The sequence below is a fragment of the Xylophilus sp. Leaf220 genome (assembly GCF_001421705.1).
Classification (GTDB): Bacteria; Pseudomonadota; Gammaproteobacteria; order Burkholderiales; family Burkholderiaceae_C; genus Xylophilus.
This window is the reverse complement of record NZ_LMKO01000004.1, coordinates 58593-81388: the sequence shown is the minus strand read 5'-3', so window position 1 is coordinate 81388 and position 22796 is coordinate 58593. Positions and strand designations below refer to the sequence as shown.

Below are 22796 nucleotides of genomic sequence, written 5' to 3'. Positions count from 1 at the left end.
CTACGGAGTGAGGCGTAAAGGCAACGTGGCAGCCGGTCCGCGGCGCCGGACAAGGCATCACCGCGCCTCCGGCTGGCGGGCCGTCCAGTCCACCAGCGCGTCGAACGCCGGCCGCGCGGCGCCGGCGTTGGGATGGTTGGCGATGGCCACCAGCACGAAGCGCCGGCCGTCGTCGGCATGCACGAAGCCGGCGATCGCCTGCACGTCGCGCAGGCTGCCGGTCTTCAGGTGCGCGGTGCCGGCGCGGGCCTTGCTGCGGCGCAGGGTGCCGTCGATTCCGGTCATCGGCAGCGAGGCCATCAGGTCGGGCATCAGCGGCGAGAGCCAGGCCGTCTGCAGCATCCGCGCCAGGCCCTGCGCGGTGATGCGGGCGTCGCGGCTCAGGCCGGCGCCGTTGTCGGCAGCCGGTGGCGGCTCCGACACGCCGAAGCGGCTGCGCCACCACTGGTCGACCACCGCCCGCGAGCCGTCGAAGCTGCCGGTGCCGCGCGCCTGCAGCGACAGGGTCAGGAAGAGCTGCTGGGCCATCACGTTGTTGCTGAACTTGTTGATGTCGCGCACCACCTCGGGCAGCGGCGGCGAGACCATGGTGAAGGCCGGCTGCAGGCCCGCCGGCACCCGGCCGTCGCGCACATGGCCGCCCAGGCGCCCGCCCATGCTGCGCCAGAGGCCTGCGATGGCGCGGCCGGCGAAGGCATTGGGGTCTGCATACGCCACCGGCCACTGCTTCTCGCCGCAGCTGGCGGGGTAGCTGCCGGCGAAGGCGATGCGCGCCGGGTCCTGCAGGCCGGCCTGCAGGCCGGCCCGCCAGTCGCCGCAGGCGGTGCCGGCCGGTGCCAGCGGCACACGGGCCTGCAGCCGCATGTCGGCCAGCGGCGGGTCGAGCATCACCGTGGCGTTGCCGCCGACCCCGTCGGGCACGAAGCCGAGGGTGACCGACTTGAAGTTGACCAGCAGCGCATCGGGCGCCGCGTTGTACGGGCGGGACGGCTCGCCGTCGAAATCCGCCGGGTTGTGCGGCGGCAGCACGAAGGCGCTGCGGTCGAGCACGATGTCGCCCGCGATGGTGCGCACGCCCTGCGCCTGCAGCCGGCGCAGCAGCAGCCAGAGCCGCTCGACCACCAGCTTCGGGTCGCCCTGGCCGCGGATCACCAGGTCGCCCTGCAGGGTGCCGTCGCCGTCGACCGGCCCGCCGAAATAGACCGGCGTGTTCCAGGTGTAGGCCGGCCCCAGCAGCTCCAGCCCGGCGTAGGTGGTGACCAGCTTCATCACCGAGGCCGGGTTGACCGGCTGGTGCGCCCGGAAGTCGATCCGCGGAGCCCCGCCCGACGCCTCCGCCACCACCACCGACAGCGCCTCGCGCGGCAGCCTGGCGCGCAGCAGGGCGGCCTCGACTTCGGGCGGCAGCGTGTCGACCGGCAGCGCCTGGGCGGTGGCGGCCAGGCTGCCCAGCGCCAGTACCGCCGCCGTGGCGAAGTCGCGCAGCCGCGCGGCGGTGCGGTGCGCGCGGGGCCGGGAGACGCCCGGCGGTGCGGGCCATGCAGGTAGGGGATTCACGGACGGGTGTTCTCGAATGCGGGGGAGGCTTTATCGCCGCGGGCAGGGCAGGGTAGGGCAGGGCAGAGCAGGGTGGGGGAGGGCGGGGTCGTGGTCCAAAGTTTAGGTGCAGCGCGCGCTACGGGCCATCGCCATCGGCATCCGGGAAGAATTTCCGGGCCCACGCCCAGGTCCGATAATCCCGGGGATGCAGATCGATTCCTCCGCACCCTTGCTGGCCTTCGACACCAGCACCGACACGCTCTCCGTGGCCCTGCGCCACGCGGGCCGGGTGCAGGTGCACACCGGAGCCGGCGGCGCGCAGGCCTCGGCCACCCTGATCCCGGTGGCGCGTGCGCTGCTGGAGCAGGCAGGCATCCGCTTCGGCGACCTGGACGCGATCGTGTTCGGCCGCGGGCCGGGCTCCTTCACCGGACTGCGCACCGCCTGCGCCGTCGCCCAGGGCATGGCCTTCGGCGCGCGGCCCGGCGGACTGCCGGTGCTGCCGGTCGATACGCTGCTGGCGGTGGCCGAAGACGCGCGGGCGCGTCACGGCACCGGGCAGGTGGTCGCCGCGATGGACGCCCGCATGGGCGAGGTCTACAGCTGCGCCTACCGCTACGACGACGCCGCGGGCCGGTGGCAGCCCGCCGGCGAACTGAGCGTGGCCGCGCCCGAGAACGTCGCGGTACCTGCCGGCTGGACCCTGGCCGGCAATGCGCGCGCCGCCTACGGCGAGCGCCTGGGGCCGGGCGCCCCGTCGGTCGCCGCCCTGCCTACCGCCGAGGCCCTGCTGCGCCTGGCGCCCGCGCTGGCCGCGGCCGGCGGCCTGGTCGCGGCCGCCGACGCGCTGCCGCTCTACATCCGCGACAAGGTCGCCAAGACCACGGCCGAGCGCATGGCCGAAAAGGCGGCGGCGTGAGCGCGCTGCCCCGGTCGACCGAGGCTGCATTCGCGCCGATCACGCCCGACACGCTGGACGCGGTGCTGGCCGTCGAGGAGCAGGCGTACACCCACCCGTGGAACCGCGGCAATTTTCTCGATTCGCTGCGGGCGGGATACCAGGCCCAGCAGCTGGTGGCCGGCGGCGCGGTGATCGGCTACTTCGTCGCGATGAAGGGGGTCGACGAGGTGCACCTGCTCAACATCACCGTCGCACCCGCCTGCCAGCGGCAGGGCTGGGCACGGGTGCTGCTCGACGGGCTGCGGCTGTGGGCGCGCGGCCAGGGCGCGCTCTGGCTCTGGCTGGAAGTGCGCACCGGCAACCTGCGGGCGCAGTCGGTCTACACCGCGCACGGCTTCCAGCGTGTCGGCCTGCGCAAACGCTATTACCCCGCCGCCGACAACGAGCGCGAGGACGCGGTCGTGATGAGCCAGCGCCTCTGACCCGACAGGACCACATTTCCATGGGACTCGACCTCGATCCGCGCCAGCGCGCGATGCTGCAAGAGATGGGCGTCACCGTCTGGCAGCCGGTGCAGCGTGCGCCCGCCGACGCCTCGGCCGAGGTGCCCGCGGCGCCGCACGAATCTCCCGCCGCACGTGTGGCCCCGCCGCCGCCCTCTGCTGCGGTGGCCGCTGCGCCGCCGCCTGTCCCCGTGGCCGCGCGGACGGCCGACCGCGCCGCGCCGGCCGCCGCCCCACTGCCCGCACCCGCGCCCGCTGCCGATGCCGACACCCCGCTGCTCGGCCCTTGGCGTGCCCTGCACGCGGCCACGGCCGATGCCGGCGACCTGCCGGTCTGGCTGGTGGTGGCCGAGTGCCCCGAGGGCGACCTGCTCGCGGGCGACGCCGGGCGGCTGCTCGACAACATGCTGCGCGCCGCGCAACTGCACCGCCAGGCCCGGGTGGTCGGCGCGGTGCTGTCCCGCGGCGGCACCCTGGCACCGGCCGAGGCGGTGCCGGTCGCCGACGGCCTGCAGCAGGCACTGGCCGAGCACCGGCCGGCCCTGGTGCTGGCGATGGGCCGGCTGGCGGCGCAGACGCTGCTGGGACGCGCCGAGCCGCTGGGCCGCCTGCGCGGACAGGTGCACGACCTGCACGGCACCCCGTGCGTCGCCACCTACGACGCGGCCTACCTGCTGCGCGCCCAGGCCGACAAGGCGCGCGCCTGGGAGGACCTGTGCCGCGCGCTGGACGCGGTGCCCCCGCCTCCGGCACCCGCCCCGGTCTGAGCCTGCGGTTCTCGGGCGCGGGCGCCTGCTGCGTTCGGAGCGCATCCGTAGAATCGCCGCCCATGACTTTTCTCGACATGCTGCGCCGCGCCGAGCGCCAGAACGGCTCGATGCTGTGCATCGGCCTCGACCCCGAACCTGCCCGTTTCCCGGGCGCCTGGCAGGGCGATGCCTCCCGCATCCACGACTTCTGCGCAGCCATCGTCGAGGCCACCGCCGACCTGGCGATCGCCTTCAAGCCGCAGATCGCCTATTTCGCCGCCCACCGGGCCGAGGACCAGCTGGAGCAGCTGATGGCCACGATGCGCCGGCTGGCGCCCCAGGTGCCGGTGATCCTGGACGCCAAGCGCGGCGACATCGGCTCCACCGCCGAGCAGTATGCCAAGGAGGCCTTCGACCGTTACGGCGCCGACGCGGTCACGCTGTCGCCCTTCATGGGTTTCGACTCGGTCGAGCCCTACCTCCGGCGCGAAGGCAAGGGGGCCTTCCTGCTGTGCCGCACCTCCAACCCGGGCGGCGACGACCTGCAGGCCCAGCGCCTCGCCTCGGTCCCGGGCGAGCCGCTGCTGTACGAGCACGTGGCGCGCCAGGCGCAGGGGCCGTGGAACCTCAACGGCCAGCTCGGCCTGGTGGTGGGCGCCACCTACCCGGCGGAGATCGAGCAGGTGCGCGCGGTCGCCCCCACGCTGCCGCTGCTGATCCCCGGCGTGGGCGCCCAGGGCGGCGACGCGGTGGCCACGGTGCGGGCCGGCTGGCGACCCGATGCGCCGATCGTCGTCAATTCGTCGCGTGCGGTGCTCTACGCCAGCGGCGGCGACGACTTCGCCGCGGCGGCCCGGCGCGTCGCCACCGAAACGCGCGACCTGCTGCAGGCGGCCCGGCCCGCGTGACCTGCCGCGGGCTGCCGCGCAGCCGGCAGACCCGCTCTTGCTGACGTCGCCCTGACCGAAGGGCCGCTCGTCGCGCCGCGACGGACAGGCGGCGCGGTGTGTCGTTTTGGCGGAATTTCACCGCGCTGATCGGGTTTTCCGAATGTAAGAACACTCTTACACTTTTTGGCAATTCCTCGGAGGATTGCCACGATGACCGCTTCCACCCTCGCACCCGCCGGCGATCGCGTCGCCGCGGTGCCCCTTCCTGAAACCGGTGCGCGGCCCCCGGCCCCGCCTGCTCCACAGCACGGAAGGACCGTGGTGCCCGCCGCACTCGCCGCGGCGGTACTGCAGGCATGCGGCGGCGGAGGCGGCGACGAGAGCCTGGCGCTGCAGTCGTCCGATGGCGGCGCGGCGCAGGCATCGTCCGATTTCACCGCGACCCTGAGCAGCACCTCGGCTGCCGCGGTGAGCGCCGAACAGGCTGCGCGGTTCCTGCTGCAGGCGCAGTTCTCGGCCAGCGACGACGAGATCGCCGCGGTGCGCAGCCTGGGCTACGCCGGCTGGCTGGCGCGGCAGTACGCGGTGGCGCCCGGCATCACCGGTTGGGACTGGCTCAACCTGCGCGGCTACGCCGCCATCGACAACGCCACCCGCTACTACGACAACAGCTATCCGGCCGACTACATGGTCTGGCACCAGCTCTTCAACGCGCCCGACGCGGTGCGCAAGCGGGTGGCGCTCGCCCTATCGGAGATCTTCGTGGTGTCGACAAGCGGCATCAACGCCAGCTGGCGCGGGCATCTGATGGCCAGCTGGTGGGACATGCTCTCGGCCAACGCGCTGGGCAACTTCCGCACCCTGCTGCAGGACGTGACCTTGCACCCGGCGATGGGCGTCTACCTCAACACCCGCGGCAACCAGAAGGAGAACGCCGCCACCGGCCGCCAGCCCGACGAGAACTACGCGCGCGAAGTGATGCAGCTGATGACCATCGGCCTGACGCAGCTCAACGCCGACGGCTCGCCCAAGACCGGCAGCAACGGCGCGCCGCTCGACACCTACACCCAGAGCGACATCACCAACCTGGCCCGCGTCTTCACCGGCTACGACTTCGACCAGCGCCAGAACGTCGTCACCACCGAGCCGGTGCAGAACCGCGCGATCGGCAACACCGCCTTCGCGCGGCTGCCGATGGTGCTGAACGCCGGCCTGCACTCCTCCTCGGCGGTCAGCTTTCTGGGCAACCACATCGCCGCCGGCACCGACGGCGCGGCGGCGCTGAAGCAGGCGCTCGACACGCTGTTCCAGCATCCCAACGTCGGCCCGTTCATCGGCCGGCAGCTGATCCAGCGGCTGGTGACCAGCAACCCGAGCCGGGGCTACGTGGGCCGGGTGGCGGCGATCTTCGCGAACAACGGCCGGGGCGTCCGGGGCGACCTGGCCGCCACCGTGGCCGCGGTGCTGCTCGACAGCGAGGCGCGCAGCGCGACCGGGCTGGCCGACGCCTCGTTCGGCCGCCTGCGGGAGCCGGTGCTGCGCCTGGTGCAGTGGGGCCGCAGCTTCGGCCTGCGTTCTGCCGCGGGGTCGTGGAAGATCGGCAACCTGTCCAACCCGGCGAGCCAGCTGGCGCAGAGCCCGCTGCAGTCGCCTTCGGTCTTCAACTTCTTCCGGCCGGGCTACGTGCCGCCCGGAACGGCGATCGCCTCGGCCGGCGGCGTGGCGCCCGAGTTCCAGCTGGTCAACGAAAGCTCGGTGGGCGGCTACCTGAACTTCATGCAGGGCGTCGTGCGCAACGGGCTGTACGTCAACGCGCCCGACCTGCCGCAGGCCGCCAGCAACGCCAGCAACGGTTTCGACCTGACCGCCGCCTACACCCGCGAGAAGGCGCTGGCCGCCGATGCCCCGGCCCTGGTGGCGAAGCTGAACCTGGTGCTGGCCGCCGGCCAGCTCTCCGGCGCCACCGTGGCCTTGATCGTCGGCGCGTTGAACGCCACGCCGGTCACCGCCGCCAGCACCGACGCGGTCAAGCTCAACCGCATCGCCGCCGCCGTGCTGATGGTCATGGCGGCGCCCGAGTACCTGATCCAGAAGTAGGACCACCCCCAGGCTGCGCACCGCGTGTCTTCGCCCACCCCCTCGTGGGGCCAACGCTGGCCGACCGGCGGAGCGGGATCGGCGGCGTTCCGGGAGATCGCGGCGCTTTTGAAACGGAACTTGTCATGAAAACCATTCGCTCCCACACGGCCTGTGCCGATGCCTATCCTGCGGACATGGCCGACGGTGTCGGCAGCCCGGCGCGGCGCGCTTTCCTGCGGCGCTCGGGGCAGCTGGCGCTGACCGGCACCGCGCTGCCTTTCGCGCTGAACCTGGCCGCGATCGGCGAGGCGGCGGCGTTCAACGCCGACGACTACAAGGCGCTGGTCTGCGTGTTCCTCTACGGCGGTAACGACTATGCCAACACGGTGGTCACCTACGACGACCCGAGCTACGCCGCCTATGCGCAGATCCGCGGCAGCATCGCGCTGCCGAAGGCGTCGCTGGCGTCCACGCTGCTGTCGCCCTCCACGCCGCTGCCCAACGGCCGGCAGTACGCGCTGCACCCGGCGATGGGTGGCCTGGCGGGGCTGTTCCACGGCGGCAAGGCGGCGGTGCAGCTCAACGTGGGGCCGCTGGTGGTGCCGCTGACGCGTGCGCAGTACGCCGGCAGCGACCGCAAGACCTATCCGGTGCCCCCCAAGCTGTTCTCGCACAACGACCAGCAGTCGGTGTGGCAATCGTCCTCGCCCGAGGGCTCCACCGTGGGCTGGGGCGGCCGCATCGGCGACCTGGCGCTCGGCAGCAACGGCAACGCGCTCTTCACTTGCGTCTCGGTCACCGGCAACGCGGTGTTCCTCTCGGGCCAGCAGGCGCTGCAGTACCAGGTGAGCACCGGTGGCGCGGTGGCGATCAACAGCGTGCGGAGCAACGTCTACGGCTCGGCCGCGGTGAAGAACGCGATGGCCACGCTGGTGCAGCAGCCGCGCAGCAACCTGCTGGAGAGCGAATACGGCAAGGTGACGGCGCGGTCGATCGCCGCGGAGCAGCAGGTCTCGGGCGCGCTCGGCTCCGGTGCGCCGTCCACCGCCTTCACCGCCGGCAATCCGCTGGCCGACCAGCTGAAGATGGTCGCGCGGATGATCGCCGCCCGTGGCGCGCTGGGCGCCAAGCGGCAGGTGTTCTTCGTCTCGCTCGGGGGCTTCGACCTGCACGACAACCTGATCGCGCAGCATCCCACGGTGCTCGGCCGGGTGAGCGATGCGATGACCTCCTTCTACAACGCGACGGTCGAGCTGGGCGTGGCCGACAAGGTGACCGCCTTCACCGCGTCCGACTTCGGCCGCACGCTGGCCTCGAACGGCGACGGCTCCGACCACGGCTGGGGCAGCCACCATCTTGTCGTGGGCGGTGCGGTGAAGGGGCGCGCGTTCTACGGAACGGCGCCGGCGGTCAGCGTCGGCAACACCGGCGCGGCGCAGGACCAGGGCCATGTGGGCCAGGGCCGCCTGCTGCCGACCACCTCGGTCGACCAGTACGCGGCGACGCTGGCCCGCTGGTTCGGCGTGTCGAACACCGAGCTGAACGGCATCCTGCCCAACCTGCAGCATTTCGGCGCTGCCGCCGGCCGGCCCGACTACCCGACCGACCTGGGTTTCATGGGCTGAGGGGGAGAGCCGGCGGCTGCCGCGCGACGCGCCTCGCGTGCCGGCCGAGCGGCCCGCCTGCGGCCTGCCCGGTCGGCGGCTCCCGGCCAGGGTGCGTCAGGGATGCTGCCGATTCGCTTCCAGGTGGGCGCGGGCGCGCTGCGCCAGGGCCATGTCGCCGGGCGTCTCGGGGTTCCAGGCATCCACCGGGATCGGCCGTCCGTGCGAATCGACCGAGACGAAGACGATCAGGCATTCGGTCGTCTTCTCCATCCGGCCGCTCTTCATGTCGCCGCTGCGCACCTCGACCGAGATGTTCATGCTGGTCTTGCCGGTGTAGGCCATGCGGGCCTCGACCTCGACCAGGTCGCCGATCATGATCGGCCGGTGGAAACGGATGCTGCCCACCGACACCGTGACGCAGTAGCGCTTGGCCCAGCTGGTGGCGCAGGCGTAGCCGGCTTCGTCGATCCACTTCATGACGGTGCCCCCGTGCACTTTTCCGCCGAAGTTGACGGCGCTGGGTTCGGCGAGAAAGCGCAGGGTGATGCTGGACATGGGGTGGAATCCGGGACGAGGAAAGCCGCCATTATTCCCGAGCGGTAGGAAAACGCCGACACGCTTTGGCTCGGCCGAGCGACAGCCGGCGCGCTCCGCGCGGCCCAGCATCCGCGCCATAGCAATTACAAGGAGCGGATATGTCGTTTGCGATCTACATGGTGGGTTTCGTAATCTTTCTCGGGGGCCTGATCTGGGGCGCAGTGGCCGCCGGCGTTCCGCACCTCTACATCGGCATCGGCACCCTGGTGCTGCTCGGCCTGGGCATCTTCAGCGGCGTGGGCCGCACCCGCAGCAAGGACCCGTCCTGAGCGGGCGATTCCTCCGCCGGGCATCTCGGCGGTTTTGCTACCGAATCGATAGCTGACGGCCGGCGACTGGAAAGTCCGCCGGCCGTTTTTCATCGGACATCCATCTTTCGGTGCGATCGGCTACTTCTCCGTTGCCGGCAGGCTATTTCAGTCCGGGTCGATGGCTGTCCGGCGGGGTGTCCCGGTAACATCGGCGCTTTTCCGATCCGGGTCGCGCTTGAAAAACCTAGACTTCGCCGCCGCGTTCGATGCGTCGCCCAATCCCTATGTGGTGATGACGCCCACGTTCGTCATCCTGCACGCCAATGCCGCCTACCTGCGCGTCACCGGCCGCGCGCTGGCGAGCATCGTCGACCGGTCGATGTTCGACGCCTTTCCCAGCACGCCCGACGAGCACGGATCGGACGAAAGCGGCATGCTGCTGCGCGAATCGCTCGAGCGCACGGTGCGGCTCGCCAAGCCCGACCTGCTGCCGCTGATCCGCTACGACATCGCCATCGACACGCCGCAGGGCAAGGTCCTCGACCGCCGCTACTGGAGCGCCACCCACACGCCGCTGCTGGGCGACGACGGCCGGGTGCTCTACGTCATGCAGCACACCGAGGACGTGACCGAGCTGCAGACGCTGCGCCAGCAGCAGCGGGTGAACGACGACCTCTCCCAGCACGACCCGCAGCAGACCCAGCAGCGGTTGCTGCAGCGGGCCGGTGCGCTGCAGGAACAGAACCGGCTGCTGCACCTGGAGGCCGACCTGATGCGCAGCCTCTTCGCGCAGGCGCCGGGCTTCATGGCTTTCTTCCGCGGGCCGCGCCATGTCTTCGAGATGGCCAACACCGCCTACGAGGCGCTGGTCGCGCGCAGCGGGCTGGTCGGCACCCCGCTGCACGAAGCCCTGCCCGAGTTGCAGGGCCAGGGCCTGTTCGAGCTGATGAACGAGGTCTACGCCACCGGCAAGGCACGCCTGCTCGCCGGCCGTGCCGTCTGGCTGCGGTCGCATGACCGCCCCGCACTGGAAGAGCGCTTCCTGGACGCGGTGCTGCAGCCGGTGGTCGAGGCCGACGGCTCCGTCTCGGGCATCTTCCTGCAGGGCCACGACATCACCGAGCAGAAGCGCGCGCAGGACGAACTGCAGCGCCACCGCGAGCAGCTGGAGCATCTGGTCGCCGAGCGCACCCAGGCCCTGCGCCGCAGCGAGGAGGAGCGCCTGGCGATGCAGGCGGCCCTGCACCAGTCGCAGAAGATGGAGGCGATCGGCAAGCTCACCGGCGGTGTGGCGCACGATTTCAACAACGTGCTGCAGGTGATCGCCGGCAACCTGCAACTGCTGCGGCAGGCGTCGCTGGAAGACGCCAAGACCCAGCGCCGGGTCGATTCCGCGATGCGCGGCGTCGAGCGTGGCGCCAAGCTCGCCTCGCATTTGCTGGCCTTCGCCCGCAAGCAGCCGCTGGCGCCGGTGGTGCTCAACGTGGGCAAGCTGGTCCGCAACCTCGACGACATGCTGCGCCGCGCCCTGGGCGAGACGGTCGAGCTGGAGACGGTGGTCGGCGGCGGCATCTGGAACACTTTGGCCGATCCGAACTTCCTGGAGAACGCGCTGCTCAACCTGGCGATCAACGCGCGCGACGCGATGCAGGGCCGCGGCAAGCTCACCATCGAGGCCGGCAACGCCAGCCTGGACGACGCCTACGCCAAGATGCACAGCGAGGTCACCGCGGGGCAGTACGTGCTGATCGCCGTGTCCGACACCGGCTCGGGCATGGACGAGAGCATCCTGCAGCAGGTCTTCGAGCCCTTCTTCACCACCAAGGCCGAGGGCCACGGCACCGGCCTGGGCCTGTCGATGGTCTACGGCTTCGTCAAGCAGAGCGGCGGCCACGTCAAGATCTACAGCGAGGTGGGCCACGGCACCACCGTCAAGCTCTACCTGCCGCGCTCCCACGAGGCCGAGCTCGCCGAAGAGCTGCCGACGGTGGACCTGGTCACCGGCGGCACCGAGACCATCCTGGTGGTGGAAGACGACGCCCAGGTGCGCGAGACGGTGGTCGAGCTGCTGTCGGAGCTGGGCTACCGGGTGCTCAAGGCGCCCGACGCGCAGAGCGCGCTGGCCGTCGTCGAGAGCGGCGTGCCGATCGACCTGATCTTCACCGACGTGGTGATGCCCGGCCCGATGCGCAGCCCCGAGCTGGCCCGCCGCGCCCAGGCGCTGCAGCCGCACGTCGAGGTGCTGTTCACCTCGGGCTACACCGAGAACTCGATCGTGCACGGCGGCCGGCTCGACCCGGGCGTCGCCCTGCTCAGCAAGCCCTACCGCCGCGACGACCTGGCCCGCAAGGTGCGCCACATGCTCAGCAACCGGCGCCACGTGGTGCGGCTGGAGGAGCAGGTGAGCCACCTGAGCGCCGAGTCGATGCCGGCCGACAGCGGCAGCCGCAACCGGGCCTCGCTGCGGCTGCTGGTGGTCGAGGACAACGAGGAGGCCCTGGCCGCGGTGCTGGAACTGCTGGAGCACCTGGGCCACCGGCCCCACGGCGCCACCAGCGCCGAAGCCGCGCTGCAGGCCCTGGCCCACGGCACCTTCGACGTCCTGATGACCGACGTCAACCTGCCCGGCACCTCCGGCACCACCCTGGCCCACGAGGCGATCGCGCTGCAGCCGCTGCAGGTGGTCTACGCCACCGGCATGTCCCAGGTGCCCGACGGCGTGCCCGGCGCGCTGTTCCTGCAGAAGCCCTTCGGCCTGGCCGAGATGGACGCGGTGCTGCAGCGCACCGGCCAGCCGCAGCAGCACGTCCCGGCATCGCAATCCGGTTTGCTATAGATTTTATAGCTATAGGCCGGCGTCTGGAGCCGACTGCGGCAAGATTCGATTCGGATATTCGCCGTGCCGTGCCGCGACAACGCAGCTTCAGCGTGGCACCACCTCGAATGCCAGCAGCTGGGTGATCTGGGTGCCGTTGAAATTGTTGTCCGACACCATCACCAGGCTGCGGTTCCCGTTGGCCAGCAGCGGACCCCAGGCCATGCCCTCGATGTTGTCGAGCTTGGCCAGGCCGAGCGTGTTGAGGTCGAGCACCAGCCGCTTGCGGGCGGCGACGAAGCCGCCCGCGGCCAGCGAGGCGGTGCCGTTCACGTCGGTCGCGTCCTGCAGGTCGGCTTCGTAGAGCCGGATGAAGTTGCGGTAGGTGTCGTCGGCCCCCTGCACGCCGGCGCGTTCCAGCACCAGCAGCCGGCGGTCGTCCAGCGCCAGCAGTTCCGACAAGCCGTTGTCGGCGTTCTTGCCGGCGGCGGGCGTGGCCGGGATCGGGTCGAGCGGATAGGCCACCTGGCCCGCCACCCGGCCATTGCGGTCGTAGCGCAGCAGCCGGGTCATTGCGACCGTGCCGGGCGTGGGCACCGGGCCGTCCTGGTAGAGCGGCGCCTCCATGCCGACCCAGAGCGACGCGCCGTCGGCGGTGAAGCTCAGACCCTCGAAGGCCAGGTTGTTGCGGGTGCCGGTGGCCTGCGTGGCCGAGACGCGGAAGGCCGCCGGCAGCGGCAGGCGCTCCTGCAGCACGCCGGCGCGGTCGGCCCGGGCGACGAACGGGTCCAGGCCCAGGCTGCGGTCGCCCTCGCTGGTCCACCACAGGCTGCCCGGATCGCGCGGGTCGAACCGGATCGCCTCCGGGTCGGGCACCTCGTCGCCCGGCTGCGCCGCGGCCCGGCTGGGGAACGCCCGGCCGTCGGCGCGGCGCAGGGCGGTGCTGCCCAGCCACTGCACCGCCGAGAACGCTGCGGCGTCGTACTGCAGCCGCGCGGTGTAGAACCGCGCCGGGTTCTTCTCCGAGCGGTCGTCGCTGATCAGGATCCAGGTGCCGCTGGCGATGTCGTAGTCCAGCCCCGACAGCCCGCCGACGAGGGTGCCGTCGACCATCTGCGCATTGGAGACCGTCTGCTGGCCGATCAGCCGCAGGCCGAAGCTTTGCGGGGTGTCGCCGGAGCTGCCGCCGCAGCCGGTGGCCAGCAGGGATGCGAGGAGGGCGGAGGCGAGGAAGCGGCGCATGGCAGGGCTCGGCAGAAGGGCGGGGGCACGCCCGGCGAGGGCGCGGCGGCGAACCCCCGACTGTCGGCCCGTGCGATGACAGGACGATGGCAGCGCGCGGGCGCCGCTCAGTCCGGTATGCAGGCCCCGTCGGCCCGCAGGCGCGCCTGCAGCCCTGCCACGTCGGTCGCCTGCAACGGCGCACCGCCTGCATGCGCCGCAGCGGTGCCGGCCGCCTGGCCCATCACGAAACAGCCGCCGCTGGCCCGCGCGGCCGACTGGCCCTCGTGGGTCATCGAGGCGCATCGGCCGGCGACCAGCAGGTTGTCGATGCCGCGGGGCACCAGCATCCGCCAGGGCAGGTCGTTGTAGGCACGGCTTTCGTCGCGGGGAAAGCCCCAGTCGATCCGGCCGTCCTGGTGCAGTTCCATCGGCCAGGCGTTGATTCCGATGCTGTCGCCGAAGCGGGCCGACGACAGGATGTCCTCGCCGGTGAGGGCGTACAGCCCCTCGATGCGGCGCGTCTCGCGGATGCCGATCTGCGCGGCGATGTCGACGATGCGCGCCGTCTCGAAGCCCGGCACCTGCTCGCGCAGGAAGCGGAAGTACTCGACGATCTGCCGCCGGCCTTCCAGCTCGCCGGCGCTGAGCTCGCGCGCATCGACGCCGTTCATCGCATGCCCCGCGGCGTTGCGCACCTGCGTGACGTTGGCGCGCCATTCGCGCGGGTCGATCTGGGGCCGGACGATCGCGCCCTCGCGCGGAAAGCGGTAGCGGCCGGGGTGCGCGGCCTCGGCCCGCGCCATGACGTCGTTGATCGCCTTGAACTCGCCGATGGCGGCGAGCGCCGGCGCCGGCTCGACATGGCCGACGCGGAACATGGTGGTCGGGAACAGGCCGCTGCCGTGGCCGTCGCCCACCGCGTACCGCACGCCGGCGAAGGCGGCCACGTCGGCATCGCCCGAGCAGTCGACGACCGCGTTGGCACGGATCGCCAGCCGGCCGGACTTGGTCTCGACCACCACTGCGCCGATGCGGTCGCCGTCCTTCAGCACGGCGGCGGCGTGGGCATGGAACAGCAGCTCGACGCCGGCCGACTGCAGCAGCTGGTCGGCCGCGCACTTGAGGGCCGAGACGTCGTAGGAGCGCACCCGGATGCGGCCCTGCATGCCGTCCTGCGGCGTGTTCAGGCCGCCGAGGGCCTCTAGCCGGTCGAGCAGGTCGTCGGCCACGCCGTGCACCAGCTGGCGCATCTCGCCCTCGTGCCGGCCGTACAGGCCGGCGAAGTTGGTCACGCCGCCGGCGGTGCCCATGCCGCCCAGGAACCCGTAGGCCTCCACCAGCAGGGTGCGGGCGCCGTGGCGCGCCGCGCTCACCGCGGCGGCCAGGCCGGCCGGGCCGCCGCCGACCACCACCACGTCGTATTCGCCGAAGACCGGCAGGCTGCGCGCGGGCTCCTCCATCCGCGCCGGGGAGGTCGGGGCCGCCATCATTCGATCCGGATGTTCCGGCTGGCGATGATGTTGCGCATGATCGCCGACTCTTCCTTCACCCGGGCCTGCAGCGCCGGGGCCGAGGCGGTGGCCGGCGCGGACCAGCCCTGGTTGAAGAGCTGCTGGCGGGTCTCGGGGTTCTGCAGGATGCCGGGCAGCACCTGCGCCAGGCGGGCCTGCGCGGCCTTGCCCAGCGTGGCGGGGCCGACCAGCGCGGTCCACACCTCGAGCCGGAAATCCTGCACGCCGGCATCGGCCAGCGGCGGCACGTCGGGGGCCAGGGTGCTGCGGCCGCTGGTCACGCCGATCGCTTTCAGCTTGCCCGCCTTGATGTGCGGCAGCGCCACGCCCGGCGGAATCAGCGCCATCTCGACCTGCTGGCCGAGCATCGCGTTCACTACCGCCGGGTTGCCCTGGTAGGGCACGTGCACCGCGGTCATGCCGGGCACCTGCGCCTTCAGCAGCTCCATGCCCAGGTGCGCGACCGAGCCGGTGCCGACCGAGCCGTAGTTCCATTTGTCGCCGGCCGCGCGGGCCGCGTCGAAGAAGGCCTTGCCGCCGGGCGCGTCGGGCCTGCCCACCAGGATCAGCGGCGCGGTGCCGACCAGCGTGAGGTAGGTGAAATCGGTCGCGGGGTCGTAGGGCAGCCGCGGGAACAGCATCTTGGCCGAGGTCAGGTTGCCGTTGATCACGATGCCCAGCGTGTGGTCGTCGGTGGCCTTGGCGATCAGGTCGGTGGCGATGTTGCCCGAGGCGCCCACCTTGCTCTCGACGATCACGGGCTGGCCGAGCGCGCGCGACAGCGGCTCGGCGATGGCGCGGGCCGCCGCATCGGGCGAGGAGCCGCCGGGAAAGCCGATGAGCAGGCGCACCGGCTTGGTCGGCCAGGCCGCGGGTTGTGCGAAGGCGGGCGCGGCGGCCAGGGCGAGCGCGGCGCAGGCGATGGTGCCGAGCCAGGCGCGTTTGGACAGGGAGGGCGAAGGCATGGGATCGGGTCTCCGGATCGGTTCGTTGTGTCGGTCGGGGTGCGCGGCGGGCCGGCGCACGGCGGGGGCCGCCAGAGCCGGGCAGCGCATCGTAATGAGTTCGGCGCGGCCGGGGGCTGCGGCTACTCGGCGTCGGGCTGCACGCTGGGCGCGGCCTGCTGGAATGCGGGAAGCGTCGCCAGGTGCGCGTCGATGCGGGCCAGGGTCGGATAGGGCTCCATCGGCACGTTGAAGCGCCGGGCGCCGAAGACCTGCGGCACCAGACAGCAGTCGGCCAGCGTCGGCGTGTCGCCGTAGCAGCACAGGCCGGTGCGGGTGTCGTGCGCCAGGCGTTTTTCCAGCGCTTCGAAGCCGGTGGCGATCCAGTGGGCGATCCAGGCCAGCTTCTGCTCGGCGGTGATGCCCAGCACGCCTTCGAGGTACTTCAGCACCCGCAGGTTGTTGAGCGGATGCACGTCGCAGGCGATCTGCAGCGCGATCGCCCGCACCCAGCCCCGGTCTCCGGGCGAAGCGGGCAGCAGCGGCGTCGCCGGGTGGCGCTCCTCCAGATACTCCAGGATCGCCAGCGACTGGGTCAGCAGCGTGTCGCCGTCCTGCAGCGTGGGCACCAGCTCCTCGGGGTTCAGCGCCGCATAGGCCGGGCTGTGCTGCTCGCCGCCGTTGCGCAGCAGGTGCACCGGCAGGCTGGCGTAACCGAGGCCCTTGAGATTGAGCGCGATGCGGACCCGGTAGGCGGCCGAACTGCGGAAGTAGCCGTGCAGGCGCAGGCCGGGGGTGTCCTGGCCTTTCATGCTGCGGCGGCTGCGGTGGGCAGCAGGAAGAGAGAGTATGGGAGGCGCGTGGGGAAGGGGTTCATCGGTTGTCTCCAGGGAATCGGGAAATCTACAGGTTCCAGCGGCCGCCGGAATGGAAATCGGAGGAGTTTGCCGGTGTGCCGCGCAAGGTGGCGCCCGGCGGCATTGCATCGCACGGCGCAGGGATTCGGGGCAGCGCGAGCGGACGCGGAGTGGCGGCGTCGGTCGCCGGATACAGTGCCGCGTCGCCTTGTCCAACACCCGCTCCCATGTTCCTCGCCACCGCCGCACCCCGCTACCGTATCGCCCTGGCCGGTGCCGGCCCCGCCGGGCTTGCTGCTGCCCTGGCCCTGGCGCGCGACGGCCATGAGGTTCATGTATACGAGCGGCATCCCGGTCTGGCGCCGGTGGGCGCCGGCCTGCTGATCCAGCCCCAGGGGCTGGAAGCGCTGGAGTCGCTGGGCCTGCGCGAGGCGTTCGACGCGGTGAGTGTGCCGGTAGACCGGTTGCTGGGCCATTCTCACCGGGGGTGGACGCTGGTCGATCTCGACATGGCGCGGCGCCCGGCCCGGGGCGTGAGCCGGGCCCAATTGGCGGGGCTGCTGGGCCATGCAGCGGCGGAAGCAGGCGCACGTCTGCATTTCGGCGAGCCGGTAGAGTCGCTGCGGGCCGAAGGCGCGGGCGCCTGGGTGAACCACGGCGGTGCCGCATCGCGGTTCGACCTTTGCGTGATCGCCAATGGCGCAGCCTCGTCGCTGCGCACACCCGCCGGGTTGGCGGACGCGGCGCGGCCCTATGCCTGGGGCGCCCTGTGGGGCCAGTTCACCGTGCCCGGATGGGACGGCGCTACCACGCTGCTGCAGCGCTACCACGGCACCCGCGAGATGGTGGGCCTGCTGCCGACCGAAATGACGCCGCAGGGTTTGCGCCTGTCGCTGTTCTGGAGCCTGCGGCGAGACGGCTACGCCGCGTGGCGCGCATCCGACCTGGGCGCATGGCGCCGCCGGTTGCTGGACCTGTGGCCCGAGGCCCGGCCGGTCTTCGACCAGGTGCAACGGCACGACGATTTGGCGCTGGCCGTCTACCGCCACAGCTGGCCGCGCCGCATGGCCCGGGGACCCTTCGCGGTAATGGGCGACGCGGCGCATGCGATGAGCCCGCAGCTCGGGCTGGGCACCACGCTGGCGCTGCAGGACGCGCTGGCCCTGGCCCACGGCCTGCGCAGCCACGGCACCCTGGCCGCAGGACTGGCTGCCTACAGCCGCGACCGCCTCTGGCCCTCGCGTGCCTATCAGACCCTCAGCCGGTTGCTCACGCCATGCTTCCAGTCGACCCATGGCGGATGGGTGCGCGATGCGGCGTTCGCCTTCGGCCGCAAGGTGCCCGGCGTTCAGTGGGCAATGCAGCGCAGCCTGACCGAGCCGCCGCCCGGCACCCGCACACCCTGATCGATCCTGGGATTTCCCGGCCTTGCTTCCTTTTACATCGCGAGAGAGCGAGGGTGAGGGCCCGCGCCGGATCGGCTTCACGCCGCTTCTCGAACAAACGTGCCACGACCTGGCTTGCCCACCCGGGTATCGTCTCCTTCCATGCCCACCCCCGTCCCACCCCGCCTGATCCGCTTCCACAAGCCTTACGGCGTGCTGAGCCAGTTCACCGACGAAGGCCGGTGGCGTGGCCTCAAAAGCTTCATCGACCTGCCCGGCGTGCATGCGGCCGGCCGGCTCGACGCCGACAGCGAAGGCCTGCTGCTGCTGACCGGCGACGGTGCGCTGCAGGCACGGATCGCCGATCCGCGCTTCAAGATGGAGAAGACCTACTGGGTGCAGGTGGAGGGCGAACCGACCGCCGCCGCGCTGCAGGCGCTGCGCGACGGCGTGGTGCTGAACGATGGCCCCACCCGGCCGGCACGTGCCGCGCTGCTCGACGCACCGCCCGACCTGCCGGCGCGCGATCCGCCGATCCGGGTACGGCAGCGCATCCCCACCGCCTGGATCGCGCTCTCGATCCGCGAGGGCCGCAACCGCCAGGTGCGCCGCATGACGGCGGCGGTGGGCTTGCCCACCCTGCGGCTGGTGCGAGCGTCCGTCGGGCCCTACACCCTGGACGGCCTGGCGCCGGGCTGCTGGCAGGCGGTGGACGTGGCCGACGGAGGGGAGCCGCTGCATCGGCCTCCTCATTCCAGGCTGATGTTGCCGCGCCGCACCAGGTCGCCGTAGAGCTGCGACTTGGTCTCCGCCTGGCGGCGGATCTCGTCGGGCGACCAGGCCAGCGGCTCGAAGGCGAAGGTGTCGAAGCGGGCGCGGATTTCGGGGTCGGCGATGGCCGTGGCGACGTCGGCATTGATCTTCGCGGCGACGGCTGGCGGCAGGCCCTTGGGCGCGACGAGCGACACGAAGGAATTCACGTCCAGCCCTGGCGGGCCGCCCGCTTCGCCCACCGTGGGCACGTTGGGCATCTGCGGCACGCGTTTCGGCGCGGCCACCGCGATGTAGCGCAGCTTGCCGGCCTTGTAGACGCCCTGGCTCGACGGGATGCTGGCGAAGGCCCAGGGCAGCTCGCCGGAGCCGACGTTGGCATAGAGCTGGCCCACTTCGCGGAACGGCACGTGCTGCATCTGGGTGCCGGCCAGCGCGTCGATCTGCTGGCCGCCCAGATGGCCCGGGCTGCCGACGCCCCAGGAGCCGTAGCTGACGGTGCCCGGCGCCGCCTTCGCCGTGGCGATCAGGTCGGCCATCGACTGCCACTTGGAGTCGGTCGGCACCGCCACGAAGAAAGGCGTGCGGAACAGCGAGGCCACCGGGTCGAAATGCTGCAGCGTGACGAAGTTGCGCGACTTGTAGAGGTGGGGCAAGGCCGCGAGGTGTTCGCTATCGAGCTGCAGCAGGGTGTAGCCATCGGGCTGCGCGCGGCGGGCCAGGTCGATTGCGATGAAGCCCCCGCCGCCGGGCCGGTTGTCTACCACCACCCGCTGCATCCACTGCTTCGAGAGCTTGTCGGAGACCAGCCGCAGTACCGCGTCCGGCCCGCTGCCGGCGGCGAACGGGGTGACGATGGTGACAGGGCGGGTGGGGTAGTCGGTGGCGGGCTGGGCGTGGGCCGCGAGGCCCGCGCCGGCCATCAGGAGGCTCGTAGCGCGAGCGAGCGCTATGCGGCGGGAAGGGTGCATGGTGTGTCTCCGTGTCGTTATGGGAAATGCGGTTGGGCCGGAACTGGCGCGATGCGCGGTGCGGGCCGCCTCAGGGCCCGGTGGCTCCGTCGCCGTCCATGCAGCGTTCCGGCCGCCAGCCGTAGAGCCACTCCAGCGCGTCGTGGAAGCGCTCCGGCCGGTGGCCGGTCCAGAGGCTGTTGCGCACCAGTCGCTCGACGCCCTTGGCGTGGTAGATCCGGCCCATCTCGCGCACCGACAGCACCACGCGGGCGGTGCGCGCCACCCGGGCCTGTTCGTAGCGGCGGAAGGCCGCGGGGTAGTCGAAGCCGCTGGCCACTGCGGCGGCGGCGAGCGTCACCGCGTCCTCCAGCGCCATGCAGGCGCCCTGCGCCAGGTACTGCATCATGGGATGCGCCGCGTCGCCGAGCAGGGTGGCGCAGCCCTCGCTCCAGTGCGCGACCGGGTCGCGGTCGGCGGTGCTCCAGCGGCGCCAGGAGTCGGGCCGGTCGAGCAGCTGCCGCGGCCGCGGGTGGATGCCCTGGAAATACGACAGCACCTCCTCGCGGCTGCCGTCGGTCACGCCCCATTCCTCCGGCTCGCGGCTGTGGAAGGTGACGACCAGGTTGTACTGGTCGCCGCCGCGCAGCGGGTAGTGCACCAGGTGGCAGTCGGGACCGGCCCAGACCACCGGCGCCGCGATCCGCAGATCGGCCGGCATGTCGGCCGCCGGCACCACCGCGCGGTAGACCACGTGGCCCGAGACCCGCGGCGGGTCGCCCACGATGCGCGCCCGCACCACCGACTTCACCCCGTCGCAGCCGACCAGCGCACGGCCCTCGAAGCGGCGGCCGTCGGCGGTGGTGGCCGCGGCCTGCGTCGCGCCCACCTCGACCGCGGAGATGCGTGCGCCGGTGTGCAGCCGCACCAGGGGATGCGCCACCGCCGCCGAATGCAGCGCGCCGTGCAGGTCGGCCCGATGGCTCACCGCGTACGGATTGCCGAAGCGGCGCCGGAACGCGTCGCCGACCGGCACCGAGGCGACCTCCCGTGCATCGACCGCGTCCATCATCACCAGCCGGTCGGTCACCACCGCGCCGGCGCGCACCGCCTCGCCCACGCCCAGCGCATCCAGCGCGGCGAAGGCGTTGGGCCCCAGCTGCAGGCCGGCGCCGATCTCGCCCAGCATCGCGCTCTGCTCCAGCAGTTCGACCGGCTGGCCGGCGCGGGCCAGCGCCAGCGCGCAGGCCATGCCGCCGATGCCGCCGCCGGCGACCAGGACCGGCGCGCCGGCGGCGTCCGGGTGCGGGTTGGCCTGCACCGCGGACATCAGGCGATCCGCACCGACAGCGGCACCAGTCCGTCGACCGCCACGGTCAGCGCCTGGCCGGCCACCACCGCGCCCACGCCTTCGGGTGTGCCGGTGAAGACCAGGTCGCCCGGCGCCAGCGCGAAGAGGGTCGACAGGTTGGCGATCACCTCGTCCACCGACCAGATCAGGTGTGCGACGGTCGCCTGCTGGCGCACCGCGCCGTCCACCTCCAGACGAATGCCGGCCCGGTTCACGTCCGGCACGTCGGCGCGCGGGGTGATCGGGCCCACCGGCGCGGAGAAGTCGAAGGCCTTGCCCACTTCCCAGGGCCGCCCCTTCTCGCGGGCGGCGATCTGCAGGTCGCGCCGGGTCATGTCGAGGCCGGCGGCATAGCCGAAGACGTGCGCGGCCGCATCGCCCGGCGCGATGTCGCGGCCGCCCTTGCCGATGGCGACCACCAGTTCGGCCTCGTAGTGGTAGTTCTGCGTCAGCGGCGGATAGGGCAGGGTGCCGGTGGTGCCGGCGGGCACCGACACGATGGACGCGTCGTCGTTGGGCTTGCTGAAAAAGAAGGGCGGCTCGCGGTCGGGGTCGAAACCCATCTCGCGGGCGTGGGCCGCGTAGTTGCGGCCGACGCAGTAGACGCGGCGCACCGGGAAGAGATCGGGACTGCCGACGACGGGAATACCGACGACGGACATGGGGGCTACAACGAAGGACATGGAGCGAAGGGGAGGAGTGGAGAAACGGACAGGGAAGGGGGCGGCGCGCGTCAGTCGAAGCTTTCGCGGTGGATGCCGATCGCCTCCTGCACCGGCCGGTCGGAGAAGCTGAACAGCACCGCGTCGGTCTCGGCCTCCAGCTGCAGCCGCGCCCAGGAGGGCACGACGAAGGTGTCCTGCGGCTGGAAGCCGAGCCGCTGCCCGTCGACCACCGCGGTGCCGCGGCCCTCGACCACGCTGTAGACGGTGCCGTCGGTGCCGCGGTGGCTGCGGCCGCGGAAGCCCTGCGGCAGCAGCTGCAGGCAGGGCTGCATCGTCGGCATCGGCGCGCCGCCGGTCAGCGGGTTGGTGTAGCGCAGCTTCCAGCCCTGCCAGGCGTCGGGCGCCTCGCTCTTCTGCAGCGCGGCCAGCGCCTCGCGGCTGCGGGCGTAGGGATAGCTGAAGATCGGCGAGGTGCGGCTGGTGTGGGTGTGCCGCACCGGCACCATGTTGTGGCCGAAGCGGGCGTAGCTGCGGCCCTCCGGCTGCGACACCGTCTGCGACTGCTGCGTGTCGTTCTCGGCGAAGCCCGCGTCGAAGAAGCGCACCAGCGGGATGTCGAGCCCGTCGAGCCAGACCACCGGGCCGCTGTCGCTCTGCAGCGCCTCGTGGCCGTGGTCGTGCCAGTCCCACGAGGGCGTGATGATGAAGTCGCCGGGATGCATCGTGGTGCGCTCGCCGCCCACCGTGGTGTAGGCCCCGCGGCCGTCGACGATGAAGCGCAGGGCCGACTGCACATGCCGGTGCGACGGCGCCACCTCGCCCGGCATGATCAGCTGCAGCCCGGCGTAGAGCGACTGGGTGGTGCACGACTGCCCGGGCATTCCCGGGTTCTCCAGCACCAGCACGCGGCGCACCGCCTCCTCGGCGGTGATCAGCGTGGCCGACTCCATCAGGAAGGGCCGGATCTCCGCATAGCGCCAGAGCGCCGGCACGCAGGGCGATGCGGGCTCCCGCGGCACCAGCGCATGCAGCGCCTCCCACAGCGGCGCCAGGTGGTACGGCCGGATGCGGTCGTAGTAGGCCCGGCGTTCCGGGGCGGCGGTGGCGGGCGGGGCGGCGGCGGTCGCGGTCGTCTGCATGCGTGTCTCCTGGCGGCCTGCAAGGGTGCGGGACCGCGATGGACCGGATTCTTCCGCGCCACCACTAT

The 22796-nt window shown here is 72.0% G+C and carries 20 protein-coding genes; 10 read left to right on the top strand and 10 right to left on the bottom strand.

Going from position 1 to position 22796, the window contains the following annotated elements; translation table 11 throughout:
* Positions 1-57: 57 nt before the first annotated feature.
* Positions 58-1557, bottom strand: a complete 1500-nt coding sequence (dacB, locus tag ASE76_RS06750) for a D-alanyl-D-alanine carboxypeptidase/D-alanyl-D-alanine-endopeptidase (RefSeq protein WP_082448107.1) — start codon at positions 1555-1557, stop codon at positions 58-60.
* 187 nt (positions 1558-1744) lie between these two features.
* Between dacB and tsaB the strand changes: the two genes are divergently transcribed.
* From tsaB to ASE76_RS06720, 6 genes are all read left to right on the top strand, one after another.
* A complete protein-coding gene (tsaB, locus tag ASE76_RS06745; RefSeq protein ID WP_055836709.1) occupies positions 1745-2458 on the top strand; it encodes a tRNA (adenosine(37)-N6)-threonylcarbamoyltransferase complex dimerization subunit type 1 TsaB in 714 nt (237 codons plus the stop codon).
* Positions 2455-2922: a ribosomal protein S18-alanine N-acetyltransferase gene (gene rimI, locus ASE76_RS06740; protein ID WP_055836706.1), complete on the top strand. Its 468-nt coding sequence runs from the start codon at positions 2455-2457 to the stop codon at positions 2920-2922. Before tsaB ends, rimI begins: the two co-directional genes overlap by 4 nt.
* A 20-nt stretch (positions 2923-2942) precedes the next feature.
* Positions 2943-3710: a uracil-DNA glycosylase family protein gene (locus ASE76_RS06735; RefSeq protein WP_055836703.1), complete on the top strand. Its 768-nt coding sequence runs from the start codon at positions 2943-2945 to the stop codon at positions 3708-3710.
* Positions 3711-3772: 62 nt separating this feature from the next.
* Positions 3773-4600, top strand: a complete 828-nt coding sequence (pyrF, locus tag ASE76_RS06730) for an orotidine-5'-phosphate decarboxylase (RefSeq protein WP_055836700.1) — start codon at positions 3773-3775, stop codon at positions 4598-4600.
* A 192-nt stretch (positions 4601-4792) separates the two neighbouring features.
* Positions 4793-6679, top strand: a complete 1887-nt coding sequence (locus tag ASE76_RS06725) for a DUF1800 domain-containing protein (RefSeq protein WP_082448105.1) — start codon at positions 4793-4795, stop codon at positions 6677-6679.
* Between the two features lie 176 nt (positions 6680-6855).
* Positions 6856-8286: a DUF1501 domain-containing protein gene (locus ASE76_RS06720; protein ID WP_055836771.1), complete on the top strand. Its 1431-nt coding sequence runs from the start codon at positions 6856-6858 to the stop codon at positions 8284-8286.
* Between the two features lie 96 nt (positions 8287-8382).
* Here ASE76_RS06720 and ASE76_RS06715 read toward each other — a convergent pair whose 3' ends face one another.
* Entirely contained in the window at positions 8383-8823 is a 441-nt protein-coding gene (locus ASE76_RS06715) for an acyl-CoA thioesterase (protein ID WP_055836695.1), read from the bottom strand.
* Positions 8824-8963: 140 nt separating this feature from the next.
* Between ASE76_RS06715 and ASE76_RS20825 the strand changes: the two genes are divergently transcribed.
* Both ASE76_RS20825 and ASE76_RS06705 read left to right on the top strand, forming a co-directional pair.
* Positions 8964-9134, top strand: coding sequence for a hypothetical protein (locus ASE76_RS20825; RefSeq protein WP_055836692.1), 171 nt, complete (start codon positions 8964-8966; stop codon positions 9132-9134).
* A gap of 217 nt (positions 9135-9351) precedes the next feature.
* The gene (locus ASE76_RS06705; RefSeq protein ID WP_055836688.1) at positions 9352-11952 is read left to right on the top strand and encodes a response regulator; all 2601 of its coding nucleotides are present in this window, start codon (positions 9352-9354) and stop codon (positions 11950-11952) included.
* Positions 11953-12039: 87 nt separating this feature from the next.
* On the opposite strand, the gene ASE76_RS06700 is transcribed toward ASE76_RS06705, so the two are convergent.
* From ASE76_RS06700 to maiA, 4 genes are all read right to left on the bottom strand, one after another.
* Positions 12040-13173 (bottom strand): esterase-like activity of phytase family protein, encoded by a 1134-nt coding sequence (locus tag ASE76_RS06700; RefSeq protein ID WP_055836685.1) that lies wholly within the window; start codon positions 13171-13173, stop codon positions 12040-12042.
* A 107-nt stretch (positions 13174-13280) separates the two neighbouring features.
* Positions 13281-14642 (bottom strand): FAD-dependent oxidoreductase, encoded by a 1362-nt coding sequence (locus ASE76_RS06695; protein WP_055836682.1) that lies wholly within the window; start codon positions 14640-14642, stop codon positions 13281-13283.
* On the bottom strand, positions 14642-15631 hold the full coding sequence (locus ASE76_RS06690; RefSeq protein WP_055836679.1) for a tripartite tricarboxylate transporter substrate binding protein: 990 nt from the start codon (positions 15629-15631) through the stop codon (positions 14642-14644). The genes ASE76_RS06695 and ASE76_RS06690 overlap by 1 nt, the downstream gene beginning before the upstream one ends.
* Positions 15632-15753: 122 nt before the next feature.
* Complete coding sequence (maiA, locus tag ASE76_RS06685) at positions 15754-16398, bottom strand: maleylacetoacetate isomerase (RefSeq protein WP_055836768.1); 645 nt, start codon at positions 16396-16398, stop codon at positions 15754-15756.
* A gap of 296 nt (positions 16399-16694) precedes the next feature.
* Here maiA and ASE76_RS06680 point away from each other — a divergent pair, with 296 nt between their 5' ends.
* Together ASE76_RS06680 and ASE76_RS06675 are read left to right on the top strand one after the other, a co-directional pair.
* Positions 16695-17873 (top strand): NAD(P)/FAD-dependent oxidoreductase, encoded by a 1179-nt coding sequence (locus ASE76_RS06680; protein ID WP_055836676.1) that lies wholly within the window; start codon positions 16695-16697, stop codon positions 17871-17873.
* 141 nt (positions 17874-18014) lie between these two features.
* Positions 18015-18644 carry a pseudouridine synthase gene (locus tag ASE76_RS06675; RefSeq protein ID WP_082448101.1) on the top strand — a complete coding sequence of 210 codons (630 nt, stop codon included), beginning with the start codon at positions 18015-18017 and terminating at the stop codon, positions 18642-18644.
* Here ASE76_RS06675 and ASE76_RS06670 read toward each other — a convergent pair.
* The 4 genes from ASE76_RS06670 to gtdA all read right to left on the bottom strand — a co-directional run bounded on the left by ASE76_RS06670 (position 18602) and on the right by gtdA (position 22728).
* Positions 18602-19594, bottom strand: coding sequence for a tripartite tricarboxylate transporter substrate binding protein (locus tag ASE76_RS06670; protein ID WP_168389226.1), 993 nt, complete (start codon positions 19592-19594; stop codon positions 18602-18604). The genes ASE76_RS06675 and ASE76_RS06670 overlap by 43 nt on opposite strands.
* 70 nt (positions 19595-19664) lie before the next feature.
* A complete protein-coding gene (locus ASE76_RS06665; protein ID WP_055836671.1) occupies positions 19665-20903 on the bottom strand; it encodes a 3-hydroxybenzoate 6-monooxygenase in 1239 nt (412 codons plus the stop codon).
* Complete coding sequence (locus ASE76_RS06660) at positions 20903-21607, bottom strand: fumarylacetoacetate hydrolase family protein (RefSeq protein WP_055836668.1); 705 nt, start codon at positions 21605-21607, stop codon at positions 20903-20905. Before ASE76_RS06660 ends, ASE76_RS06665 begins: the two co-directional genes overlap by 1 nt.
* A 50-nt stretch (positions 21608-21657) precedes the next feature.
* On the bottom strand, positions 21658-22728 hold the full coding sequence (gene gtdA / locus ASE76_RS06655) for a gentisate 1,2-dioxygenase (protein ID WP_055836665.1): 1071 nt from the start codon (positions 22726-22728) through the stop codon (positions 21658-21660).
* Positions 22729-22796: the final 68 nt, after the last annotated feature.

Bases quoted from the DNA above. Each gene is read 5' to 3' on its own strand.
- tsaB (WP_055836709.1), top strand. From the start codon at position 1,745: ATGCAGATCGATTCCTCCGCACCCTTGCTGGCCTTCGACACCAGCACC.
- ASE76_RS06675 (WP_082448101.1), top strand. From the start codon at position 18,015: ATGCCCACCCCCGTCCCACCCCGCCTGATCCGCTTCCACAAGCCTTAC.
- ASE76_RS06695 (WP_055836682.1), bottom strand. From the start codon at position 14,642: ATGGCGGCCCCGACCTCCCCGGCGCGGATGGAGGAGCCCGCGCGCAGC.
- ASE76_RS06735 (WP_055836703.1), top strand. From the start codon at position 2,943: ATGGGACTCGACCTCGATCCGCGCCAGCGCGCGATGCTGCAAGAGATG.
- ASE76_RS06660 (WP_055836668.1), bottom strand. From the start codon at position 21,607: ATGTCCTTCGTTGTAGCCCCCATGTCCGTCGTCGGTATTCCCGTCGTC.
- ASE76_RS06700 (WP_055836685.1), bottom strand. From the start codon at position 13,173: ATGCGCCGCTTCCTCGCCTCCGCCCTCCTCGCATCCCTGCTGGCCACC.
- ASE76_RS06665 (WP_055836671.1), bottom strand. From the start codon at position 20,903: ATGTCCGCGGTGCAGGCCAACCCGCACCCGGACGCCGCCGGCGCGCCG.
- ASE76_RS06670 (WP_168389226.1), bottom strand. From the start codon at position 19,594: ATGCACCCTTCCCGCCGCATAGCGCTCGCTCGCGCTACGAGCCTCCTG.
- pyrF (WP_055836700.1), top strand. From the start codon at position 3,773: ATGACTTTTCTCGACATGCTGCGCCGCGCCGAGCGCCAGAACGGCTCG.
- ASE76_RS06715 (WP_055836695.1), bottom strand. From the start codon at position 8,823: ATGTCCAGCATCACCCTGCGCTTTCTCGCCGAACCCAGCGCCGTCAAC.
- ASE76_RS06725 (WP_082448105.1), top strand. From the start codon at position 4,793: ATGACCGCTTCCACCCTCGCACCCGCCGGCGATCGCGTCGCCGCGGTG.
- ASE76_RS06680 (WP_055836676.1), top strand. From the start codon at position 16,695: ATGTTCCTCGCCACCGCCGCACCCCGCTACCGTATCGCCCTGGCCGGT.
- gtdA (WP_055836665.1), bottom strand. From the start codon at position 22,728: ATGCAGACGACCGCGACCGCCGCCGCCCCGCCCGCCACCGCCGCCCCG.
- ASE76_RS20825 (WP_055836692.1), top strand. From the start codon at position 8,964: ATGTCGTTTGCGATCTACATGGTGGGTTTCGTAATCTTTCTCGGGGGC.
- ASE76_RS06690 (WP_055836679.1), bottom strand. From the start codon at position 15,631: ATGCCTTCGCCCTCCCTGTCCAAACGCGCCTGGCTCGGCACCATCGCC.
- ASE76_RS06720 (WP_055836771.1), top strand. From the start codon at position 6,856: ATGGCCGACGGTGTCGGCAGCCCGGCGCGGCGCGCTTTCCTGCGGCGC.